The organism is Kitasatospora sp. P5_F3 (genome assembly GCF_054049135.1).
Window position 1 is genome coordinate 1 of record NZ_JBFUMY010000070.1, and the last position, 21,078, is coordinate 21,078.

The window sequence follows — 21,078 nt, forward strand, 5'->3', positions numbered from 1 at the left end:
GCGCGATGGCCAGGCCGGCCGCCCGGGCCGGCTCGCCGACGGTGGTCGGGCGGTGGTCGCTGCTGCCCGAGCCGGCCGCCGAGCCGACCCTGCGGGGCACCGCACAGGCGCAGACCCTGCTGGACCGGCACGGCGTGCTGACCAGGGGCGCGGTGGCCGCGGAGCGGGTGCCGGGCGGCTTCGCCGGGGTCTACCGGGTGCTGAGCGCCTTCGAGGAGCGCGGCCGGGCCCGCCGGGGCTACTTCGTGGAGGGTCTCGGCGGCGCGCAGTTCGCGATGGACGGGGCCGCCGACCGGCTGCGGTCGGTCAGCGCACGGCTGGAGCGCGCGGGCGAGGCGGCCTGGGCGCCCGCACCGGCCGCCGAGGCGGCCCAGACGCTGGTCCTGGCGGCGGCCGACCCGGCGAACGCGTACGGGGCCGCGCTGCCCTGGCCCGAACTGCCGCCCGCCGCCCAGCAGCACCGTCCCGGCCGGAAGGCGGGGGCGCTGGTGGTGCTGGTGGACGGCGAGCCCGCGCTGTACGTGGAGCGGGGCGGCAAGTCGCTGCTGGCCTGGACGGAGCAGCCGGTGGCGGTGGCGGCCCTCGCGGACGCCGTCCGGGGCGGGGCGCTGGGCAGCAGCGTCACCGTCGAACGGGTCAACGGGGAAGCGGCGTTGACGGCCCCGCTGGGGGCGGTGCTGGAGGAGGCGGGCTTCCATCCGACACCGCGGGGGTTCCGGCTTCGGGGGTGAGCGGCGCGGGGGCCCGGCGGTGGTGGCTGCTGTGGATCGGGATCAGGCTGAGGCTCCAGCCGCCTGCCAGCAGGCCCAGGGCGGCCCGCCCGGCCCCGAGGCCGGTGCCCAGCAGGGCGGCCAGGCACAGGGCGCCGAACAGCGCGGCGGGCCACCACCGTCTGGCAGTGGCCCGCGCGGACCGTACGTTCTGCATCGCAGCCTCCAGATCGGAGGCCGGGGGTCAGGCTGCCACCACGTCCACGGCGGCGGCCTTGGGCGAGATGGAGCTCATCCGGTCGACACCGGGAGCCGGCAGCTGAACCGGTTCGAGTACCGGCCTCAGCAGCTCACCCTCCGAGAGAGTGGCCATCGCCGCAAGTTCGGCGAGCGACAGCTCGTCGCTGACCTCGCGCATCACCTCGGACATCCGGACGTCCAGCGCGTCGCAGATCGCGGAGAGCAGCTCGGAGGAGGCCTCCTTCTGCCCTCGCTCGACCTCGGAGAGGTAACCGAGCGAAACCCTGGCGGCTGCCGACACCTCGCGAAGTGTGCGGCCCTGGCGTTGGCGCTGCCGACGCAGTACATCGCCCAGTAGGCGACGGAGCAGGATCATCGGTGCCTCCCTCCTCGGACTGCGGATCGAGATGTCACGCCCCCACCGTACCGCCTTGTCCGCATCGCGTGCGGGGACCATGGTCGTGTTCACTCTGGGCTGCAATGCTGCCCCCTCCCCTGATTGTTCCCCGCTCGACTACCTGACTACTGCCCATTCGGGGTATCCGATGTAACACGATCCTGCTGCGGTACCGGGTGGTTCAACGGCTTTTCGGGAAAGCCCTGCACGGGACGGCCTCAACGCGCTACGCGATCCAGCATCAGCCGTAGGGCCGCCCGTACGGTGTCCTGCCGGATTGTTTCACGTGTTCCTGACAAGTTGAGCGAATCCGTCCCGGCTCCGTCGGGTCCGGACCAGCCGAGGTGGACGGTGCCGACCGGGCGGCCGTCCTGCTCCTCCGGACCGGCCACACCGGTGGTCGCCAGGCCGTAGTCGGCGCGGAGCAGCCTGCGGACGCCGTCGGCCATCTGACGGGCCACCAGGGGGTGCACCGGGCCGTGCACGGCGAGCAGGCCCTCGTCCACGCCCAGCAGCTCGGCCTTGAGCTCGGTGGCGTACGCCGTCACGCCGCCCCGGTAGCTCGCGGAGGCGCCGGGGACGTCGACCAGGGCGGCCGAGAGCAGGCCGCCGGTCAGCGACTCTGCGACGGCCAGCGTGGCACCCCGGTCGCGGAGCGCCCAGTGCAGGTCGGCGGCGAGCTGACGGTCGGTCACTTCGCCCCGGCCCGCCCGGTCTGGTCGGTCTGCCCGGCCCGGCGCAGCACGATCGCCTGCCGGACGTAGTCCAGGCCGGTGCCGACGGTGAGCACCACCGCCAGGGCCATCACCAGGGCCCGCAGGGTGGCCAGCCAGCCGGTCAGCTCCAGCACGTACAGGCCGACCGCGATGCCCTGGGTGAGGGTCTTGAGCTTGCCGCCCCGGCTGGCCGGGATGACGCCGTAGCGGATCACCCAGAAGCGCATCAGGGTGACGCCGAGCTCACGGGCCAGGATCACCACGGTGACCCACCAGGGCAGGTCGCCGAGGATCGAGAGGCTGATCAGGGCGGCGCCCATGATGGCCTTGTCGGCGATCGGGTCGGCGATCTTCCCGAAGTCGGTGACCAGGCCCTTGCGCCGGGCCAGCTCACCGTCGAACACGTCGGTGATCATCGCGACCGCGAACGAGGCCCAGGCCACCGCACGCCACTTGGGGTCGTGACCCCCGTCGGCGAACAGCAGCAGCACGAAGACCGGGACCAGCAGCAGCCGGATCATGGTCAGCACGTTGGCGATGTTCCACAGGGAGGGGACGGGCGGCGTGGCTGCGGCCCCCGTCGGCTGGGCCGGGGCGGAGGCGCCTGGCCCTCTGGTCATGCCTCGACCCCCACGCGCTCCAGCGCCTCGGCCACCAGGTCGACACCCTCGGTGCCGACCACGGTGGCCCGGTAGTACTGGCCGATCTCGGCGTCGTCGGCGCCCAGCAGGGTGGTCAGACCGTCGGTCTCCGGGGCCTGGTGGGCCGCCCGGCCCTCGACCACGCCGTCCTCGACCGACTCGACCAGCACCTCGACCTCGGTGCCGATCCGCTGCTCGGCGCGCTGCGCGGTGATCTCCTCGGCCAGCTTGGTGAGCCTGGCCAGCCGGTCCGCGACCACGTCCTCGGACAGCTTGCCGTCGAAGGTGGCGGCCTCGGTGCCGTCCTCGTCGGAGTACCCGAAGACGCCGATCGCGTCCAGACCGGCCTCGGTGACGAAGCGCTCCAGCTCGGCGAAGTCCTGCTCGCTCTCGCCGGGGAAGCCGACGATGAAGTTGGACCGGGCACCGGCCTGCGGGGCCTTGGAGCGGATGGTGGCGAGCAGCTCGAGGAACTGCTCGGTGTTGCCGAAGCGGCGCATCTTCCGCAGCACGGCCGGGGCCGAGTGCTGGAAGGACAGGTCGAAGTACGGCACCACCCCGGGGGTGGTGGTCATCACGTCGATCAGGCCGGGGCGCATCTCGGCGGGCTGCAGGTAGCTGACCCGGACCCGGCGGATGCCGTCCACGGCGGCGATCTCGCTCAGCAGGGTCTCCAGCAGGCGGATGTCGCCGAGGTCCTTGCCGTACGAGGTGTTGTTCTCGCTGACCAGCACCGCCTCGGTGACGCCCTGCTCGGCCAGCCACTGGGCCTCGCCCAGCACGTCGGAGGGGCGGCGGGAGATGAACGAGCCGCGGAAGGCCGGGATCGCGCAGAACGAACATCGGCGGTCGCAGCCGGAGGCCAGCTTGACCGAGGCGACCGGGCTGTCGTCCAGCCGCTTGCGCAGGGTGCGCGGGCCCGACGCCGGAGCGACGCCCTCGGGCAGGTCGGCGGGGGTGCCGTGGCCCGGCAGCGCCACCTCGGCGGCGGCGGCCTGCCGCGCGACCGGGGTGAGCGGGAGCAGCGTGCGGCGGTCGCGGGGCTTGTGGGCCTCGATGTTGCCACCGGACAGGATGGTCTGCAGCCGGCTGGAGATGTCGGTGTAGTCGTCGAAACCGAGCACCCCGTCCGCCTCGGGCAGCGCGTCGGCGAGCTCCTTGCCGTAGCGCTCGGCCATGCAGCCGACCGCGACCACGGCCTGGGTCCGGCCGTGACCCTTGAGGTCGTTGGCCTCCAGCAGGGCGTCGACGGAGTCCTTCTTGGCGGCTTCGACGAACCCGCAGGTGTTGACGACGGCGACGTCGGCGTCGGCGGCATCCTCGACCAGCAGCCAGCCGTCCGCCTCCAGTCGCCCGGCGAGTTCCTCGGAGTCCACCTCGTTGCGGGCGCATCCGAGCGTGACAAGGGCGACAGTACGGCGTTCAGGCATAGGGACAAGGTTAACGCGCGGCCCCCGGTGCCGTTCGCCCCGGAGTCCGCGCGCCTTGGATCAAGGGCGGATTGTTGTGAAGAGGCCCTACGTCGGTTGGGGGGCGGGTGAAGGAGCGGTGGTGGGGTGCGTGCCTCGGCGGTGCCGAGGAGGGAGTCCATGCGGAGCATCGGCGACCGACGAGAAGCCGGCGAGGTGCGTGCCCCGGCGCCGCGACGCCGCCCCCCCAACCGACGTAGGGCCTCAGCCTGCTTGCGGGTCGCCCGGGGTGTAGGTCAGGTGCTTGACCTGACCGTCCTGGCCGGCCGGGCCGAGGTCCTTGCCGTTGACGTACACGTGCACAGCACCGGCGTTGCCGATCACCAGCTTGACCTGCTTGGGGTCGGTGAAGGTCTGGGCCTCGCCCTGCTCCAGGTTGTTCTGGAACAACGACTTCCCGGCGCCGTCCGTCGCGGTGACCCAGCTGGTGCCGCCCTCGGCGACCAGCTTGACGGTGACCTTGTCGGCGGGGGCGGCCGCGATCGCCTGGACGCTCGGCGCGGGCGCCGGGGGCTGCACCGAGGGCGAGGCCGACGCCGAGGGGCTGGGCAGCGGGGCGCTGGCCGAGCCCGCGGTGGTGGCGGTCTTCTCGTCGGAGAACAGGTTGAAGCCGATCAGCGCGACCACCGCGACGATCGCGGCCACCATGGCGCCCGTCCAGTTCGGACGGCGGTGGTCGGTGACCTTGATCGGGCCGGTGTCCAGCAGCTGGGTGGGCCGCTGCGCGGACGGGGCGCCGCCGTGCGCGGCGTCGTACTGGGCGACCAGCGCCTCGCCGTCCACCCCGACTGCCTTGGCGAACGCCCGGATGTGGCCCCGGGCGTAGAAGTCGCCACCGCAGCGGGAGTAGTCGTCCTCCTCGATGGCGTGCAGGATCGGCACCCGGACCCGGGTGTCGGCGCTGACCTGATCGATCGTCAGCCCGGTCTGCCGGCGGGCGTCGGCCAGCACCCGGCCGATCGCGGGCAGCTCGACGACCGGCTCCGGCGCGGCCGGGGCTGCGGCCTGGGAGTCGGGTACGGAGGATCGGCGGTTGTCGCGGGGCGAGGACTTGCCGATGGTCACTGGGCGCGCCTTTCGAGCGTTGGCCACCTGCTGAGAAGACAGTCTAGGGGTGGGCCGGGAGGCTTTCTCAAGCGGAGTAGGCCCGAACGTGCGGCACCACCCACCCGCCCTGACACCGGGTCAGCCGGATCGGAGTGCCGCGCACGGTGGGACGTACCCGTTCGGCCGATGGTTCCCCTCCTCCGAACGAGTGAGGAGGGGCCCAGGTCACCCGCGGAGGGTGATCAGGACGGCGTCGAGTTCGTCGGGCGTGATCAGCACGTCCCTGGCCTTCGAACCCTCGCTCGGGCCGACGATGCCACGCGACTCCATCAGGTCCATCAGGCGGCCCGCCTTGGCGAAACCTACCCGCAGCTTGCGCTGCAGCATCGAGGTGGAGCCGAACTGGGTGGAGACCACCAGCTCGGCCGCCTGGATCAGCAGGTCGAGGTCGTCGCCGATCTCCTCGTCGACCTCCTTCTTCGGGCCGCCGCCGACCACCACGTCCTCGCGGTAACGGGCCGTCAGCTGGTCCTTGCAGTGCTGGACCACCCGGGCGATCTCCGCCTCGGTGACGAAGGCGCCCTGCATCCGGACCGGCTTGGAGGCCCCCATCGGCAGGAACAGCGCGTCGCCCTTGCCGATCAGCTTCTCCGCGCCCGGCTGGTCCAGGATGACCCGGGAGTCCATCATCGCGGAGGTCGCGAAGGCCAGCCGGGACGGCACGTTGGCCTTGATCAGACCGGTCACCACGTCCACCGAGGGCCGCTGGGTGGCCAGCACCAGGTGGATACCGGCCGCCCGGGCCAGCTGGGTGATCCGGACCACCGAGTCCTCGACGTCGCGCGGGGCGACCATCATCAGGTCCGCCAGCTCGTCGACGATCACCAGCAGGTACGGATAGGGCGTCAGCTCCCGCTCGCTGCCCAGCGGCGGCTTCAGGGTGCCGGCCCGGACGGCCGCGTTGAAGTCGTCCACGTGCCGGAAGCCGAAGGCCGCCAGGTCGTCGTAGCGCATGTCCATCTCGCGCACGACCCACTGCAGCGCCTCGGCGGCCTTCTTCGGGTTGGTGATGATCGGCGTGATCAGGTGCGGGATGCCCTCGTACGCGGTCAGCTCGACCCGCTTGGGGTCGACCAGCACCATCCGCACCTCGTCCGGGGTGGAGCGCACCAGCACCGAGGTGATCAGGCAGTTGATGCAGGAGGACTTGCCCGCGCCGGTGGCACCGGCGACCAGGATGTGCGGCATCTTCGCCAGGTTGGCCATCACGGTGTGGCCCTCGACGTCCTTGCCCATGCCGACCATCAGCGGGTGCATGTCCTCGGCGGCGGTGCGCGAACGCAGCAGGTCGCCCAGGTTGACCATCTCGCGGTCCCGGTTCGGGATCTCCACGCCGACCGCCGACTTGCCGGGGATCGGGCTGATGATCCGGACGTCCGCACTGGCCACCGCGTAGGCGATGTTCTTGGCCAGCGCGGTGATCCGCTCCACCTTGACGGCCGGACCGAGCTCGACCTCGTACCGGGTCACCGTCGGGCCCCGGGTGAAGCCGGTGACCTTGGCGTCCACCTTGAACTCCGAGAACACCCCGCTGAGCTGCGCCACCACCTCGTCGTTCAGCGCGCTGCGGGCCTTGCCGGGAGCGCCGCGTTCCAGCAGGTCCAGCGAGGGCAGCGCGTAGCCGCCGGACCCGCCGAGCTGGAGCTGCTCCATCCGCGCCGGGGCCTCTCCGTGGCCGTCCGGGGCGTCGGAGGCCCGGGCGGCCGGAACGGCCGGCTCCTCGGGCGGGGCGGTGTTGTCCTTGACCTGGTGCAGCATGCTCGCCACCGCCGGGGAGGCTGGCACGCCGTAGAGCAGCGCACCGTCCAGGTCGGCGGCCACCCCGGCCGCGATGTCCCTGGTCTGGTACGGGTCCTGATCCTCCGTCAGCGGCTCCGACGCGGGCTCGTCGGCCTTCCTGCGCCGACGGCGGCGCCGAGCGCCGATCTCGTCCTCGGGGGTCTCCACGGTGTACGGCAGCGCGTCCGGGTCGGCGTCCTCGGGCGGCGCGGTGGAGTACTCGCGCTCGTGCTCCGGGCTGTCCGGGTCCTCGGGGCCCTCGACCACGCCGAGCTTCTGGCCCAGACCGCGCAGCCGCTCGGGGATCTTGTTGACCGGTGTCGCGGTCACCACCAGCAGACCGAAGAAGGCGACCAGCAGCAGCAACGGCACCGCCAGCGGCGGCCCGGCGGCGGCCATCATCGGCGTGGACGCGGCCCAGCCGACGATCCCGCCGGCCGACCTTATCCGGGTTGCCCCGCTGCCCATGCTCGGTGCGCCGCAGCCGATGTGCACCAGCCCGAGCACCCCGACCACCAGCGCGCTCAGCCCGACCGCGATCCGGCCGTTGGCCTCCGGGAGTTCGGGGTGCCGCATCAGCCGGACGGCGATCGCGGCCAACAGGAACGGGACCAGTACGTCGACCCGTCCGAACAGCCCCGACACCACGGCGGTCGCCGCCTCGCCGAGCCACCCCTGCGGGCTGAACCACGTCCCGGCGGCGGTCACCAGCGCGAGCGCCAGCAGCAGCAGCGCGACGCCGTCCTTGCGGTGCGCCGACGGCAGGTTCTTCGCACCGTCACCGAAGCCGCGGAACAGGGCGCCGACGGCGTGCGCCAGGCCCAGCCAGACGGCGCGTACGGCGCGGAAGAGTATCGGCCTCGGCGGGGGCGACGGAGCGACGGGCGGCTTGGCCGCCGCCTTCTTCGCAGCGGGCGCCGCCGCCTTCTTGGCAACTGCCTTCTTCGCGGGCGCCTTCTTGGCCGGAGCCTTCTTGGCCGGCCCGGGCTTCGGGTTGCGCGCCGCAGCGCCGGGCGTACGTGTGGCCATGGGACAGCACCCTACCGGGGCCCACGCTCACCGGGCATGTGACGCACACTCAGGGCGCATAACCTTTTGCGCACGCCCCTTCAGCAGGGACAGCGCACCTTACGCAGAGCCGGGACGCAGCGCGTCAAGTGCCTTCCGCAGCCCCGCGAGCTTCCGCTCCAGGTGCACCGCCGTGGCGGCCGCCGCGGTGTCGGCCGAGCCGTCCAGCTGCTTGACCAGCGCCTCCGCCTGCTCCTCCACCGCGGCGAGCCGGGCGGAGAGTTCGCCGAGCACCGGCGTCTCGCCGGCCTCCAGCTGGAGCCGGAGCAGCGCGGCCTGCTCCTTGAGCTGGCAGTTCTTCACGTACAGGTCGACGAAGACCGAGACCTTGGCCCGCAGCACCCAGGGGTCGAAGGGCTTGGAGATGTAGTCGACCGCGCCGGCCGCGTAGCCGCGGAAAGTGTGGTGCGGGCCGTGGTTGATCGCGGTCAGGAAGATGATCGGGATGTCCCGCGTCCGCTCCCGGCGCTTGATGTGCGAGGCGGTCTCGAAGCCGTCCATGCCGGGCATCTGGACGTCCAGCAGGATCACCGCGAAGTCGTCGGTGAGCAGCGCCTTCAGCGCCTCCTCACCGGACGCGGCCCGGACCAGCGTCTGATCCAGCGCCGAGAGGATCGCCTCCAGCGCCAGCAGGTTCTCCGGCCGGTCGTCGACCAGGAGGATCTTCGCTTTCTGCACCACGACCCGCCCTCCTGCCGGTTGTCTGCCGATGGCGGCCGCCTTCGCGCCGCCCACCACTGCCCCGGTCATGCTAGCCGCACCCCCTCGCCCGCCACGTCGCTCCCGGCGATCGGCAGCGCGACAGTGCCGAAGCACACAGCAGCGCCGGAGCACCACGTCACCGTTCGGTCACTGTTCGCAACGATGCGCGACCTTACCCGGTTCCCGTCCGAACCCGCCAGTGCGGCGGGAGAGCGCGGCCCCGGCGGTTACCTGCCCTTGGCGGACGGCAGCCAGTGGCGCATCACCGCCAGCAGGTGATCGGTCTCGACCGGTTTGGTGACATGGTCGGTCGCGCCTGCCTCCAGGCTCTTCTCCTTGTCGCCCTTCATCGCCTTGGCGGTGAGCGCGATGATCGGCAGCCCGGCGTACTGCGGCATCCGGCGGATCGCCTCAGTGGTCGCGTAGCCGTCCATCTCCGGCATCATGATGTCCATCAGCACCAGTGCCACGTCCTCGTGCTGCTCCAGCACCTCGATGCCCTCGCGGCCGTTCTCCGCGTACAGCACGGTCAGGCCGTACTGCTCCAGCACGCTGGTGAGCGCGAAGACGTTGCGGATGTCGTCGTCCACGATCAGCACCTGCTCACCGGCGAACCGGCCCTGGAACTGTGCGGGCACGGTGGCGGACGGCTCCTGACGGGGCGTCGGGTCCGGCTCCTGGGCGGCGGCGCGGCGGCGTTCGGCCGCGCCGCGGCGGCGGACCTCGGCCAGCTCGCGGACCTCCTGGGCCCAGTGCTCGGCGGGGTTCTCACCGATCGGGACGGGCGTGCCGACCGGGGTGACCGCGATGGTGGCGCGGACCGGCTGCAGCTGCCGGTCCTGGCCGGCGGCGTCCGGCGCCTCGCTGCGCAGCGGCAGGTAGAGGGTGAAGGTGGAGCCCTCGCCGAGCTCGCTCTCGGCGTGGATCTCGCCGCCGAGCAGCCGGGCGATCTCCCGGCTGATCGAGAGCCCCAGGCCCGTGCCGCCGTACTTTCGGCTGGTGCCGCCGTCCGCCTGCTTGAAGGCCTCGAAGATCTCCCGGAGCTTGTTGCCGGGGATGCCGATCCCGGTGTCGGAGACCGAGAAGGCGATCAGCGGCTCGTCCGGGTCGCTGATCACGCCGTTCTCCAGCAGCTGTTCCCTGACGTGCTGCGGGACGGCGCCGTCGGCCCGGCGGATCCGCAGCTCGACCGCGCCGCTGTCGGTGAACTTGACCGCGTTCGAGAGCAGGTTGCGCAGCACCTGCTGGAGCCGCTGCTCGTCGGTGTGCAGGGTGACCGGCAGGTCGGGCGAGACCACCACCGCGAAGTCCAGGTTCTTGTCCGCGGTGAGCGGGCGGAACGCCGCCTCGACGTAGTCGACCAGCTGGACCAGCGCGATCTTGGCCGGGCGGACGTCCATCTTGCCCGCCTCGACCTTGGACAGGTCGAGGATGTCGTTGATCAGCTGGAGCAGGTCGGAGCCGGCGCCGTGGATGGTCTCGGCGAACTCGACCTGCTTGGAGGAGAGGTTGCCCTCGTTGTTGTCGGAGAGCAGCTTGGCCAGGATCAGCAGCGAGTTGAGCGGGGTCCGCAGCTCGTGCGACATGTTGGCGAGGAACTCGCTCTTGTAGCGCGAGGCCAGCGCGAGCTGCTCGGCGCGCTCCTCCAGGACCTGCCGGGCCTCCTCGATCTCGCTGTTCTTGATCTCGATGTCCCGGTTCTGCTGGGCGAGTTGCTCGGCCTTCTCCTGGAGCTCCTCGTTGGTCCGCTCCAGCTCCTCCTGGCGGGCCTCCAACTCGGCGGAGCGCATGGAGAGTTCGGCGGTGAGCCGCTGGGACTCCAGCAGCAGGCCCTCGGTCTTGGTGTTGACGCTGATGGTGTTGACGGTGACGCCGATCAGGTCGGCGATCTGGTTCAGGAAGTCGATGGCGACGGTGGTGAAGGAGGAGAAGGTGGCCAGCTCGATCACGCCGAGCAGCCGGCCCTCGAACAGCACCGGCAGGACCACCACATGGGCCGGGCTGGCCTCGCCCAGGCCGGAGGCGATCTTCAGGTAGCCGGGCGGGGTCTCCTTGAGCATGATCGAGCGCTTCTCCACCGCGGCCTGGCCGACCAGGCCCTCGCCGGGGCGGAAGGTGGTGGGCATCGAGCGGCGCTGGTAGCCGTAACTGCCGATCAGGCGCAGCACGGTGTCGTTCTCGTCGTCGTCCTCGGTGATCAGCTCGGCGGTCCGGCCGGCCGGCTGGGCCAGGAAGAAGGCGCCGTGCTGGGCCGAGACCACCGGGGTGAGCTCGGTCATGATCAGCGCGGCGACCGCCTCCAGGTCGCGGCGACCCTGCAGCAGACCGGAGATCCGGGCCAGGTTGGTCTTCAGCCAGTCCTGTTCCTGGTTGGTCCTGGTGGTCTCGCGCAGGTTGGCGATCATCTGGTTGATGTTGTCCTTGAGCTCGTCGAGCTCTCCGGACGCGTCCACGTCGATCCGCAGACTGAGGTCGCCGCGGGTCACCGCGGTGGCCACCTGGGCGATCGCGCGGACCTGGCGGGTCAGGTTGTCGGCGAGTTCGTTCACCGAGACGGTGAGGTCCTGCCAGGTGCCGTCCACGCCGGGCACCCGGGCCTGGCCGCCGAGCCGGCCGTCGGTGCCGACCTCGCGGGCGACCCGGGTCACCTCGTCCGCGAAGGCGCCGAGCTGGTCCACCATGATGTTGATGCTGGTCTTGAGTTCGAGGATCTCGCCCCGGGCGTCCACGTCGATCTTCTGGGACAGGTCGCCGCGCGCGACGGCGGTGATCACCAGGGCGATGTTCCGGACCTGTCCGGTCAGGTTGTTGGCCATCTGGTTGACGTTGTCGGTCAGGTCCTTCCAGATGCCGGCCACGCCCGGCACACCGGCCTGGCCGCCCAGGATGCCGTCGGTGCCCACCTCGCGGGCCACCCGGGTCACCTCGACGGCGAACGCGGACAGCTGGTCGACCATGGTGTTCAAGGTGCCTGCCAGGGCGGCGACTTCGCCCTGCGCCTCGATGGTGATCTTCTTCGACAGGTCACCCCGGGCCACCGCCGTGGCGACCTCGGCGATGTTCCGGACCTGTGAAGTCAGGTTGGAGGCCATGAAGTTGACGTTGTCGGTCAGGTCCCGCCAGATTCCGGAGACCCCGCTCACCCGGGCCTGGCCGCCGAGGATGCCCTCGGTGCCGACCTCGCGGGCCACCCGGGTCACCTCGTCCGCGAACGCGGACAGCTGGTCGACCATGGTGTTGACGGTGAGCACCAGTTCGCGGATCTCACCGCGGGCGTCGACGGTGATCTTCTTGGAGACGTCGCCGCGCGCCACGGCGGTGGTCACCTCGGCGATGTTGCGGACCTGCGAGGTCAGGTTGTTGGCCATCAGGTTGACGCTGTTGGTCAGGTCCTTCCAGGTCCCGGAGACTCCGGGCACGCTGGCCTGGCCGCCGAGGATGCCCTCGGTGCCGACGTCCCGGGCCACCCGGGTCACCTCGTCGGCGAAGGCGCCGAGCTGGTCCACCATCGTGTTGATGGTGTTCTTCAGCTCCAGGATCTCGCCGCGCGCATCGACCTTGATCTTCTGCGACAGGTCGCCCTTGGCGACCGCGGTGGTCACCTGAGCGATGTTGCGGACCTGCGAAGTCAGGTTGTTGGCCATCGAGTTGACGTTCTCGGTCAGGTCCTTCCAGACCCCGGCCACGCCGGGCACCTGGGCCTGGCCGCCGAGGATGCCCTCGGTCCCCACCGCGCGGGCCACCCGGGTGACCTGCTCGGCGAAGCCGGAGAGCTGGTCCACCATCGTGTTGATGGTGTTCTTCAGCTCCAGGATCTCGCCCCGGGCGTCGACCTCGATCTTGCGCGACAGGTCGCCCTTGGCCACCGCCGTGGTCACCTCGGCGATGTTGCGCACCTGGGCGGTCAGGTTGTTGGCCATGAAGTTCACCGAGTCGGTGAGGTCACGCCAGACCCCGGCCACACCCGGCACCTGGGCCTGACCGCCGAGCCGACCCTCGGTGCCCACCTCGCGGGCGACCCGGGTCACCTGGGCGGAGAAGCCGTTGAGCTGGTCCACCATCGTGTTGACGGTGTTCTTCAGCTCCAGCATCTCGCCGGCCACGTCCACCGTGACCTTGTGCGAGAGGTCACCCTTGGCCACCGCCGTGGTCACCTCGGCGATGTTGCGCACCTGGGCGGTCAGCCGGCCGGCCATGGTGTTGACCGAGTCGGCCAGGTCCTTCCAACTGCCGGTCGCACCGCGCACCCTGGCCTGACCGCCGAGCTTGCCCTCGGTGCCCACCTCGATGGCCACCCGGGTCACCTCGTCGGTGAACTCGGAGAGCTGGTCCACCAGCCCGTTCACCGTCCGGCCGACCTTGAGGAACTCGCCGCGCAGCGGGTGGCTGGCCCCGTTGGTGTGGACCGAGCGCAGCTCCATCCGCTGGTCCAGGTCACCCTCGGAGATCGAGGTGAGCACCCGGCCGACCTCGGCCATCGGGCGGGCCAGGTCGTCGATCAGCGCGTTGCAGTTGTCGACCGCCGCCATCCAGGCGCCCTCGCCGACCCCGCTCTCCAGCCGCTCGGAGAGCCGCCCCTCCCGGCCCACCGCCCGCCGGACCCGGGCCAGTTCACCGGTCAGGTGCTGGTTGCGCTCGGCCACCTCGTTGAAGACCGCCGCGATCTCGGCCAGCGCGCCGTCGCCGGGCACCGTCAGCCGCCGCCGGAAGTTGCCGTCCCGCATCGCGGTCAGCGCACCGAGCAGCTTGCGCAGATCGGCGGGCTCGGCCCCCCGGTTGTGGTTCGGACGCCGCCCCGAGGCGGCCCGCACCGTCGGACGGCTGCCCTGGCGGGCGACCGTCGGGGTGGTACCGGGTACGTCCTTGGTGGCCGAACTCAACGAGGCCCTCCCAGATTGTGACCGTCTCCACGCCACCCCCTTCAGGGTGACCACCGACCCGCCGCACTCGGGGCGGACGCCGGCGCACCTCGACCGTAACCCTTCGGCCGGGTGCTGCGGACCCCCCAGTCTGACAGGACCGCCGCCGGGTGTCCGTCCCGTTGCACAGGGTCTGCACCCGCCCAGCGCAAAGCAACCCCCCGGAGCAGGCCGGTCCCCGGTCAGCCGGGTGGCCGGAATCACCCGCAGGTGCTTCTTTCCGCCCACCGGGCCCACGGAGGCGCCGCCGGAAAGTAGGGTGGGACGCTGCACCGACCCCGGGACGCCCGACCCAAGGGCAGATCCGACCGGGTCGGGGCTATCGGATCTGATGGGAGAAGTGGCACGTGGTCACCGCGCGCGCAGCCGCCACCTTCGAGCCGGTCGGCAGGTCGGCCGCCGCGGCGCGCGGTTTCGTCCGCGACGCGCTGCTCGGCTGGGGGCTGCCCGAGGTGGTCGACGACGCCGTGGTGCTGGTCAGCGAGCTGGTCACGAACGCCGTCGTGCACGCCGGGACGGCTGCCGAGGTGTGCTGCCTGCGCGAGGAGGAGACGATCCGGATCGAGGTGACGGACCGTCACCCCGAGCGCGGCCTGCCCAAGTTCGCCAACGTCCCCGCCCAGAGCTCCGAACACTACGGCGACCCGGACGGCGAGGGCGGCCGGGGCCTGCTGATGTGCTCGGCAATCTCCAGCTGTTGGGGCGTCGAGTACTCCGCCGGGCAGAAGACCGTCTGGTTCCGCCTCGCCCTCCCCGAACACATCATCGGCACCCGGTACGCGCTGCCCGCCCTGCCCGGCAGCGAACTCCCGGGCGCCGACGGCCCGGTCCTGGTGGCCGTGGTCCAGGTCGACGAGCAGGGCCTGGTCAGCGCCTGGAACCAGGACGCCGAGGCGCTGCTCGGGCTCCCCGCCGAGCAGGCGGTCGGCCGGCCCTGGTCCACGTACGTGCTCTGGCCGCCGGACGGCCCCGAGCTGGCCGAGACGCTCCGGCTGGCCCGCTGGGAGGGCGGCTACTCGCTCCGGCTGGACGGCCAGCCCGAGGTGTACGCGGTGCAGGTCCGGGTCAGGGACACCCACGGCGTCCCGTCCACGCTCTGCCTGCTGGTGCACGAGAGCGACCGGGCGGTGCTCCGCTCCCCCGCCACCGGCTCCGACGCCCCGGCCGGCATCGAGCCGCTCGACCTGCTGGTCGGGCCGCTCGGCCCGGACGACCTGGGCGGCCTGCTGCAGCGGATCGTCGAGCGGGCCCGCGACCTGCTGGACGCGGACGCCGCATACCTGCTGCTCACCACCGACGACGAGACCGAGTTCGAGCTGCGGGCCGCCACCGGCCTGCCCGGCGCGAGCCGCCGGCACGCGCCGATCCCGGTCGACTCCGGGGCCGGGCGGTACGACTCGGCCCGGCTGCCGGCCGTGCACGAGGACCTCGCGGTACGGCCCAACGTCGCACCGCTGCTGGCCGGTTCGGGGCTGCGCTCACTGATCACCGTCCCGCTCAAGGTGGACGGCCGGCTGACCGGTTCGCTCGGGGTGGCCGCCGCCGGGCCGGGACGGTACGACAACGAGGACGCGCTGCGGCTGCAGTTCGCCGCCGACCGGGTCGCGCTCGCCCTGGAGAGCGCCCGGCTGACCGAGCTGGAGCGGCTCCGGCGCGGCTCGCTCTCCTTCCTGGTGGAGGCCTCCGACCTGCTCGCGGGCACCCTCGAACACGGCCAGACGCTGGCCCTGATGGCACAGATGGCGGTGCCCACGCTGGCCTCCTGGTGCGCCGTCTACACCACCCACGACGCCGGGGCCGAGCTGGCCTTCGTACTGCACCAGGACGAGGACCGGATCGACCAGCTGCGCGCGCTGCTGGACAAGACCCCGGCCCCGGAGGCCGGCCCCGACAACGGCGTCCGGTTCTGGACCGCCCCGGTCGAGACCGCCCGGCAGAGCGGGCTGACGGACAGTCCGGAGCTGGCCGGGCTGCTCGGCGAGACCGTGGTGCTCCCGCTGGCCGCCCGGAACCGGGTGATCGGCCTGCTGGTGCTCGGTGTCTCCACCGGCATGCGGTTCCGCCAGGAGATGCTGGAGCTGGCCGAGGACCTGTCCCGCCGGGCCGCCCTGGCGCTGGACAACTCCCGGCTCTACTCCGAGCGCACCGCCACCAGCCAGGCCTTCCAACGGGCGCTGCTGCCACCGGAGTTGCCGAAGATCCCGGGCGTCGAGGTGGAGGTCTTCTACCAGGCCGCGGGAGAGGGCAACGAGGTCGGCGGCGACTTCTACGACATCTTCCCGATCCGCGAGGGCACCTACGGCTTCGCGATCGGCGACGTCTGCGGCACCGGCCCGGAGGCCGCCGCCGTCACCGGGCTGGCCCGGCACGCGCTGCGCCTGCTGGCCCGGGAGGGGCTGGACGGACCGCAGCTGCTCGGCCGGCTGAACACCGCGATCCTGGACGAAGGCACCCGCAGCCGCTTCCTCACCCTGCTCTACGGCGAGTTGACGCCCCGGGCGGACGGCAGCACCGAGCTCTCGCTGGTCTGCGCCGGGCACCCGCTGCCGCTGCGACTGACCACCGACGGCCGGGTCGACGCGGCCGCCACCCCGCAGCCGCTGCTCGGCGTACTGGACGAACTCGAGCTGGTGGCCGAGCAGTTCACGCTCTACCCCGGCGAGGTCCTGCTCTGCGTCACCGACGGTGTCACCGAACGCCGGGAGGGCCAGCGGATGTTGGGCGACGACGGGCTGGCCGCCGTGCTCACCGGCTGCACCGGCCTGACCGCCGGCGCGGTCTCCGCCCGGGTGCAGCGGGCGGTCGAGCGGTTCGCCGCCGAGCCGCCGTCGGACGACATGGCCATCCTCACCCTGCGGATTCCGGAGCAGCGGAAGAGCTGATCCGGGCACTTCCGCTCAGGCTCGTTCAGCAGTCGTCACCACACATCTGACGACCCGACAAATTGTGGGATTCACAAGGGTACAAGCCCGTCCGGGCCGGGTACACAGATCTCACCGGGGAACACCCCGGAGGGGACCGACCGGCAGCTCCGACCTGCCGGTTCATCATTCAGCCGCAGCCGCCCGCACCGTGGGACCGTCCCTGGTTCCGTGCGCCCACGGCCGGCACGCGCACCCACTTCACGCACACTCCTGCCGCGTTCGCGGCGCCCAGAGTGAAAGGAGCCTCCGGTGAGCAACGAAGCTACCGGGGCGAACGCCCGATCCGCCGATGCCGGCAACCTCGGCTACCTGGCTCTCGGTCTGACCCTTCTCGCGTACGGCATCCTCGGCACCGGAGTCTTCTCCGGCACCGGCCTCAAGGACGCCGCCTCAGTCGCCCACCTGGTCGGCGGGCTGACCCTCTTCATCGCCGGTCTCTGGCAGCTGCGCAGCGGCGACGGCTTCACCGGCACCGCCTTCACCGGCCTCGGCGCCTTCTGGGCGACCTGGTCCACAGCAGGCGGCGCAAGCAAGAACGCCGCCGGGCTGTTCCTGCTGCTCTGGGCCCTGCTCGCACTGAGTCTGACCCTGGCCGCCTGGAACTCCGGGCTGTTCAGCCGACTCATCTACGGCCTGTTCACCCTCTCCCTGGTGCTCAGCGCGCTCGGCGTGCTGAACAGCAGCTCGGGCCTCGGCAAGGCGGGCGGCTGGCTGGCCGCCGTCGCCGGTCTGGCCGCCTGGTACTCGGCCACCGCCGCGCTCACCGAGAGCGGCTGGGGCCGGGCGGTGCTGCCGACCAAGTAAGCCTCCACGGAGGTCGGTTCAGAACCCCTGAACACCGCAGCCCGGGCCSCCCSCCCCMCCGGGCGSCCCGGCTGCGGCGCGTTCCGCACCGGACGGCAGCCCGGATGCCGAGCAGCCCGGTCATCCGATCGGCTGGTGCGACCAATCGGAATAACGGATTCCACTCCGGCACAATCGGGAGATGCGCTTCGTACCGTTGCTGCCCGCCGACCGCCCGGCCACCTCCGCGCCCGGACGCTGGCTGCTGGAGGCCACGGTCGGCGGAGTGGTGCTTGTGGTCACCTACGCGGCGCTCCGCAGCGTCGGCCTCTCCGGCACCTTCGACCGCAGCACCCTGCTGATCCTCGGCGCGGTGGCGCTCGCCCTCGCACTTGCCAGGCACCGGTTCCCGGACGCCGCGCTGCTCGGCCTGGCCGTTCTGGTCGGCGTGCTGCCCAGCGCCGCGATGCTGACCGCGATCGTCAGCTACACCACCTCCCGCCGGGGCGGCCGCCCCKGGCGACGCGACCTGGTCCTGGTCACCGCCGCGCTGCTCCCGCTGCTGGTCAGCGAAGTCCGGCTGGACTACTGGCAGGGCGGGCGCTGGCAGTACGCACTCGCCCAGGGCGGGGTGCTGGCGGTCGTCGCGGTCCTGATCCCCGGCCTGGTCGGCACCGCCGCCGGGCAGCAGGACCAACTGGTCGGCGCCCTGCGGGAACGCACGGCGGCCGCCGAGCGGGCCAAGCGCTCCGCCGAGAACGAGTCCCGGATCCAGGAGCGGTCCAGGATCGCCGCCGAGATGCACGACCTGGTCGGACACCGGCTCAGCCTGATCTCCCTGCACGCCGGCGGCCTGGAACTCGCCCTCGACCGCCAGGCCCCCCAACTGAGCGGCGAGGCCGAACAGCTCCGGCAGGCCAGCCGGGACGCGATGGACGAGCTGCGCCAAGTCCTCGGCGTGCTCGGCCCGCTCGGCCGGGACACCGGTACGGACGCGCTCACCGATGCCACCGGGACCAGGGCGGACATCCTGGCCCTGGTCGAGGAGTCCCGCGCGGCGGGCATCCCGGTCTCGTTCGACTGGCAGGGCGAGGACCTGACCGAGGTCCGGCCCCAGGTCAGACGGGCCGTCAACCGGGTGGTCCGGGAGGCGCTCACCAATGTGCACCGGTACGCGGTCGGCGCCACCGTCGAGGTGAAGGTGGCCAAGCTGCCCGGCAGCGTCGAGGTCCTGGTGATCAACGGCGCACCGCCCGTCCCGCCGACCGTCACCACCGGGCTCGGCAGCGGCCGCGGCCTGGACGGCCTGCGCGAACGGGTGGCGGTCCTCGGCGGCCGACTGACCGTCGGCCCGGTCCCGGGCGGCGAGTTCGAGGTCCGTGCCGTCCTCCCCACCGACCCACCCGCCGCCGGCGCCCGCGCCGAACAGGCCGCGGGGAACGGCCCCGCCCCGCTCGCCCTCCCGCTGGAAGCCGCCGGACGGGTCCGCCGCCAGCTCGCCAGCACCGTGTCGGCCGCCCTCGGACTGGCCGGGCTCGGCATGGTCCTGCTGCTCGGTCTCGGCCTGGTGCAGCAGACCCGCCCCTACGACGGGCCGCCGCCGGTCAGCGCCGTGCACACCGGGATGACCACCAGTCAGGTCACCTCGGTGGTCGGCCCCGACAGCGCCGCCGTCCGCTCCGCCGCCGCCGGGCGCGAACCGGCCCGTCCCGGCGGCACCACCGACTGCCTGTACCCGTACACCACCTGGACCACGGAGAGCGACCGGCTGCAGGTCACCCGGTACTGTTTCAAAAGTGATGTTCTGACCGATATCTCCACTTTCACCACCCCCCTGGCGCCCTGAGCACCGCCTGACCACCGACCGACCGGGAGCTGCGCATGACCGACGACAGCGCTGAGCGGACCACACCGATCCGGGTACTCCTGGCCGACGACGAGCCAGGCATCCGGTCCGGTCTGCGCCTGGTCCTCCAGCACGCCGAGGACATCGTGGTGGTGGCCGAGGCCGCCAACGGAGCCGAAGCCGTCGCCGAGGCCGCCCGTACCCCGGTCGACGTGGCCCTGGTCGACATCCGGATGCCCGTCCTCGACGGCCTGGCCGCGATCGACCAACTGATCCGGCTCGACCCCAGGCCCGCCGTCGTCATGCTCACCACCTTCGGCGAGGAGGAGAACGTCACCCGGGCCCTGCGCTCCGGCGCCAGCGGCTTCCTGCTCAAGGACGACGGACCGCACGAACTGATCAGCGCCGTACGTGCCGCAGCCGCCGGTGACGCCGTGCTCTCCCCCGGCGTCACCGGACTGGTCGTCAGACGCATGCTCGAAGGCGACCCGGTCGACCCGGAGGACCCCGGCGCCGAGGCCGACCGCCGGATCGCCACCCTCGCCCCACCCGAGCGCGAAGCCCTCGCCCTGCTCGGCGCCGGCATGCCCAACCTGGAGATCGCCCTCCGCCTCGGCATCAGCCCCGACTCGGTGAAGACGGTCATCGACACCATCCTCGACCGCACCGGCGCCGACACCCGCGTCCAGGCCGCCCTACTGGCCACCCGCGCCGGGCTCACCCCGGAGAGCGCCTAACTCCTCAGCGCCTCGTGCCCGCCCGGTCCCGCACCGGGGCGGGTTCGGGGTTCGGCTGCTCCGTACGCCGCCAGCCGGAGGCCGCGTGCTGGACCAGGTAGACGATCAGCAGCAGCGCCACGGCGACCAGGCCGTCGGCCCAGAAGTGGTTGGCCGTCACCACGACCACATAGACGGTGATCACCGGGTGCAGGATCGCCAACCAGCGCCAGGGGCCGCGCGCGATGACGGCCACCGCGACGGCAACGATCACGCACCAGGCCACGTGCACGGACGGCATCGCGGAGAGCTGATCCGCCACCACCCCGCCGACCGCGCCGCCGTAGACCGACTGCCCGTACTCCGCCGCCACGTCGACAAAGCCGTTTCCCGGCAGCATCCGCGGTGGTGCCACCGGCAGGAACTGGATCAGCAGACAGGCCGCCGTGGTCAGCACCACCGTGTTCCGCAACCAGGCATACCGGGCCCGGTGCCGGACGAACACCCACGCCAGCAGCGCGAGCATCACCCCGAAATGCATCACCGCGTAGTAGTAGTTGGCCCCCGAGACCAGCCACGGATGCTCCCGCGCCGACCGCTGCAGAGCCGCCTCGTCGGGCAGCCCCCAGGCCAGTTCGGTGCGATGGATCCAGTCCGCCCGGTCGAGCGCGTGGTCGGTGCTCAGCACCGACAGGTGCCCGACCAACTGCCACAGGGTGAAGAGCGCCAACAGCGTCCCCGCCTCACGACAGACCACCGCCACTCCCGGCCGCGCCACCCGCTTGGCCGCGTACGCGGCGCCGAGCAGGGCGACGGCGGTACCGCCGGCCGTCTGCCAGGTCAGGGTCAGGTTCTGCATTCGCGAAGATTAACGCAAAGAAGCCCCCTCCCGAACGGGAGGGGGCTTCTTTGGAATGATTGTTCGGCGGCGTCCTACTCTCCCACAGGGTCCCCCCTGCAGTACCATCGGCGCTATGAGGCTTAGCTTCCGGGTTCGGAATGTAACCGGGCGTTTCCCTCACGCTATGACCACCGAAACACTATGAAACTGTATGACCGCA

At 71.9% G+C, this 21,078-nt stretch carries 14 protein-coding genes and 1 rRNA gene; 5 read left to right on the top strand and 10 right to left on the bottom strand.

Annotated features, from left to right (window positions below):
* A partial coding sequence (locus ACXJMZ_RS29915; RefSeq protein ID WP_457033157.1) for an Lhr family helicase occupies window positions 1-731 on the top strand: 731 nt, incomplete at its 5' end.
* A 223-nt stretch (window positions 732-954) separates the two neighbouring features.
* On the opposite strand, the gene ACXJMZ_RS29920 is transcribed toward ACXJMZ_RS29915, so the two are convergent.
* The 8 genes from ACXJMZ_RS29920 to ACXJMZ_RS29955 all read right to left on the bottom strand — a co-directional run bounded on the left by ACXJMZ_RS29920 (window position 955) and on the right by ACXJMZ_RS29955 (window position 13,553).
* Complete coding sequence (locus ACXJMZ_RS29920) at window positions 955-1,326, bottom strand: helix-turn-helix domain-containing protein (protein ID WP_057229461.1); 372 nt, start codon at window positions 1,324-1,326, stop codon at window positions 955-957.
* A 239-nt stretch (window positions 1,327-1,565) separates the two neighbouring features.
* On the bottom strand, window positions 1,566-2,042 hold the full coding sequence (locus tag ACXJMZ_RS29925; RefSeq protein ID WP_457033158.1) for a CinA family protein: 477 nt from the start codon (window positions 2,040-2,042) through the stop codon (window positions 1,566-1,568).
* Window positions 2,039-2,683: a CDP-diacylglycerol--glycerol-3-phosphate 3-phosphatidyltransferase gene (gene pgsA / locus ACXJMZ_RS29930; protein WP_457033159.1), complete on the bottom strand. Its 645-nt coding sequence runs from the start codon at window positions 2,681-2,683 to the stop codon at window positions 2,039-2,041. Before pgsA ends, ACXJMZ_RS29925 begins: the two co-directional genes overlap by 4 nt.
* Window positions 2,680-4,134, bottom strand: coding sequence for a 30S ribosomal protein S12 methylthiotransferase RimO (gene rimO, locus ACXJMZ_RS29935; RefSeq protein ID WP_057229467.1), 1,455 nt, complete (start codon window positions 4,132-4,134; stop codon window positions 2,680-2,682). Before rimO ends, pgsA begins: the two co-directional genes overlap by 4 nt.
* Window positions 4,135-4,377: 243 nt before the next feature.
* A complete protein-coding gene (locus ACXJMZ_RS29940) occupies window positions 4,378-5,238 on the bottom strand; it encodes a helix-turn-helix domain-containing protein (RefSeq protein WP_457033160.1) in 861 nt (286 codons plus the stop codon).
* A 207-nt stretch (window positions 5,239-5,445) separates the two neighbouring features.
* Complete coding sequence (locus ACXJMZ_RS29945) at window positions 5,446-8,088, bottom strand: DNA translocase FtsK (protein ID WP_457033161.1); 2,643 nt, start codon at window positions 8,086-8,088, stop codon at window positions 5,446-5,448.
* A 99-nt stretch (window positions 8,089-8,187) separates the two neighbouring features.
* A complete protein-coding gene (locus ACXJMZ_RS29950; RefSeq protein ID WP_457033162.1) occupies window positions 8,188-8,808 on the bottom strand; it encodes a response regulator in 621 nt (206 codons plus the stop codon).
* Between the two features lie 248 nt (window positions 8,809-9,056).
* On the bottom strand, window positions 9,057-13,553 hold the full coding sequence (locus ACXJMZ_RS29955) for a HAMP domain-containing protein (protein ID WP_457033167.1): 4,497 nt from the start codon (window positions 13,551-13,553) through the stop codon (window positions 9,057-9,059).
* 542 nt (window positions 13,554-14,095) lie between these two features.
* On the opposite strand from ACXJMZ_RS29955, the gene ACXJMZ_RS29960 reads away from it, so the two are divergent.
* The 4 genes from ACXJMZ_RS29960 to ACXJMZ_RS29975 all read left to right on the top strand — a co-directional run bounded on the left by ACXJMZ_RS29960 (window position 14,096) and on the right by ACXJMZ_RS29975 (window position 20,038).
* Window positions 14,096-16,630: a SpoIIE family protein phosphatase gene (locus ACXJMZ_RS29960; RefSeq protein ID WP_457033163.1), complete on the top strand. Its 2,535-nt coding sequence runs from the start codon at window positions 14,096-14,098 to the stop codon at window positions 16,628-16,630.
* A gap of 291 nt (window positions 16,631-16,921) precedes the next feature.
* Window positions 16,922-17,476, top strand: a complete 555-nt coding sequence (locus tag ACXJMZ_RS29965; protein WP_057229475.1) for an acetate uptake transporter — start codon at window positions 16,922-16,924, stop codon at window positions 17,474-17,476.
* A gap of 181 nt (window positions 17,477-17,657) precedes the next feature.
* The gene (locus ACXJMZ_RS29970; protein ID WP_457033164.1) at window positions 17,658-19,301 is read left to right on the top strand and encodes a sensor histidine kinase; all 1,644 of its coding nucleotides are present in this window, start codon (window positions 17,658-17,660) and stop codon (window positions 19,299-19,301) included.
* A gap of 35 nt (window positions 19,302-19,336) precedes the next feature.
* Window positions 19,337-20,038 (top strand): response regulator, encoded by a 702-nt coding sequence (locus tag ACXJMZ_RS29975; protein WP_457033165.1) that lies wholly within the window; start codon window positions 19,337-19,339, stop codon window positions 20,036-20,038.
* Window positions 20,039-20,042: 4 nt separating this feature from the next.
* On the opposite strand, the gene ACXJMZ_RS29980 is transcribed toward ACXJMZ_RS29975, so the two are convergent.
* Together ACXJMZ_RS29980 and rrf are read right to left on the bottom strand one after the other, a co-directional pair.
* Window positions 20,043-20,876 carry a phosphatase PAP2 family protein gene (locus ACXJMZ_RS29980; RefSeq protein WP_457033166.1) on the bottom strand — a complete coding sequence of 278 codons (834 nt, stop codon included), beginning with the start codon at window positions 20,874-20,876 and terminating at the stop codon, window positions 20,043-20,045.
* A 61-nt stretch (window positions 20,877-20,937) separates the two neighbouring features.
* Window positions 20,938-21,054: ribosomal RNA gene (gene rrf / locus ACXJMZ_RS29985) — 5S ribosomal RNA — on the bottom strand.
* Window positions 21,055-21,078 lie beyond the last annotated feature (24 nt).

Coding starts and splice junctions, on each gene's coding strand:
- ACXJMZ_RS29920 (WP_057229461.1), bottom strand. CDS start 1,326: ATGATCCTGCTCCGTCGCCTACTGGGCGATGTACTGCGTCGGCAGCGC.
- pgsA (WP_457033159.1), bottom strand. CDS start 2,683: ATGACCAGAGGGCCAGGCGCCTCCGCCCCGGCCCAGCCGACGGGGGCC.
- rimO (WP_057229467.1), bottom strand. CDS start 4,134: ATGCCTGAACGCCGTACTGTCGCCCTTGTCACGCTCGGATGCGCCCGC.
- ACXJMZ_RS29945 (WP_457033161.1), bottom strand. CDS start 8,088: ATGGCCACACGTACGCCCGGCGCTGCGGCGCGCAACCCGAAGCCCGGG.
- ACXJMZ_RS29955 (WP_457033167.1), bottom strand. CDS start 13,553: ATGCGGGACGGCAACTTCCGGCGGCGGCTGACGGTGCCCGGCGACGGC.
- ACXJMZ_RS29975 (WP_457033165.1), top strand. CDS start 19,337: ATGACCGACGACAGCGCTGAGCGGACCACACCGATCCGGGTACTCCTG.
- ACXJMZ_RS29980 (WP_457033166.1), bottom strand. CDS start 20,876: ATGCAGAACCTGACCCTGACCTGGCAGACGGCCGGCGGTACCGCCGTC.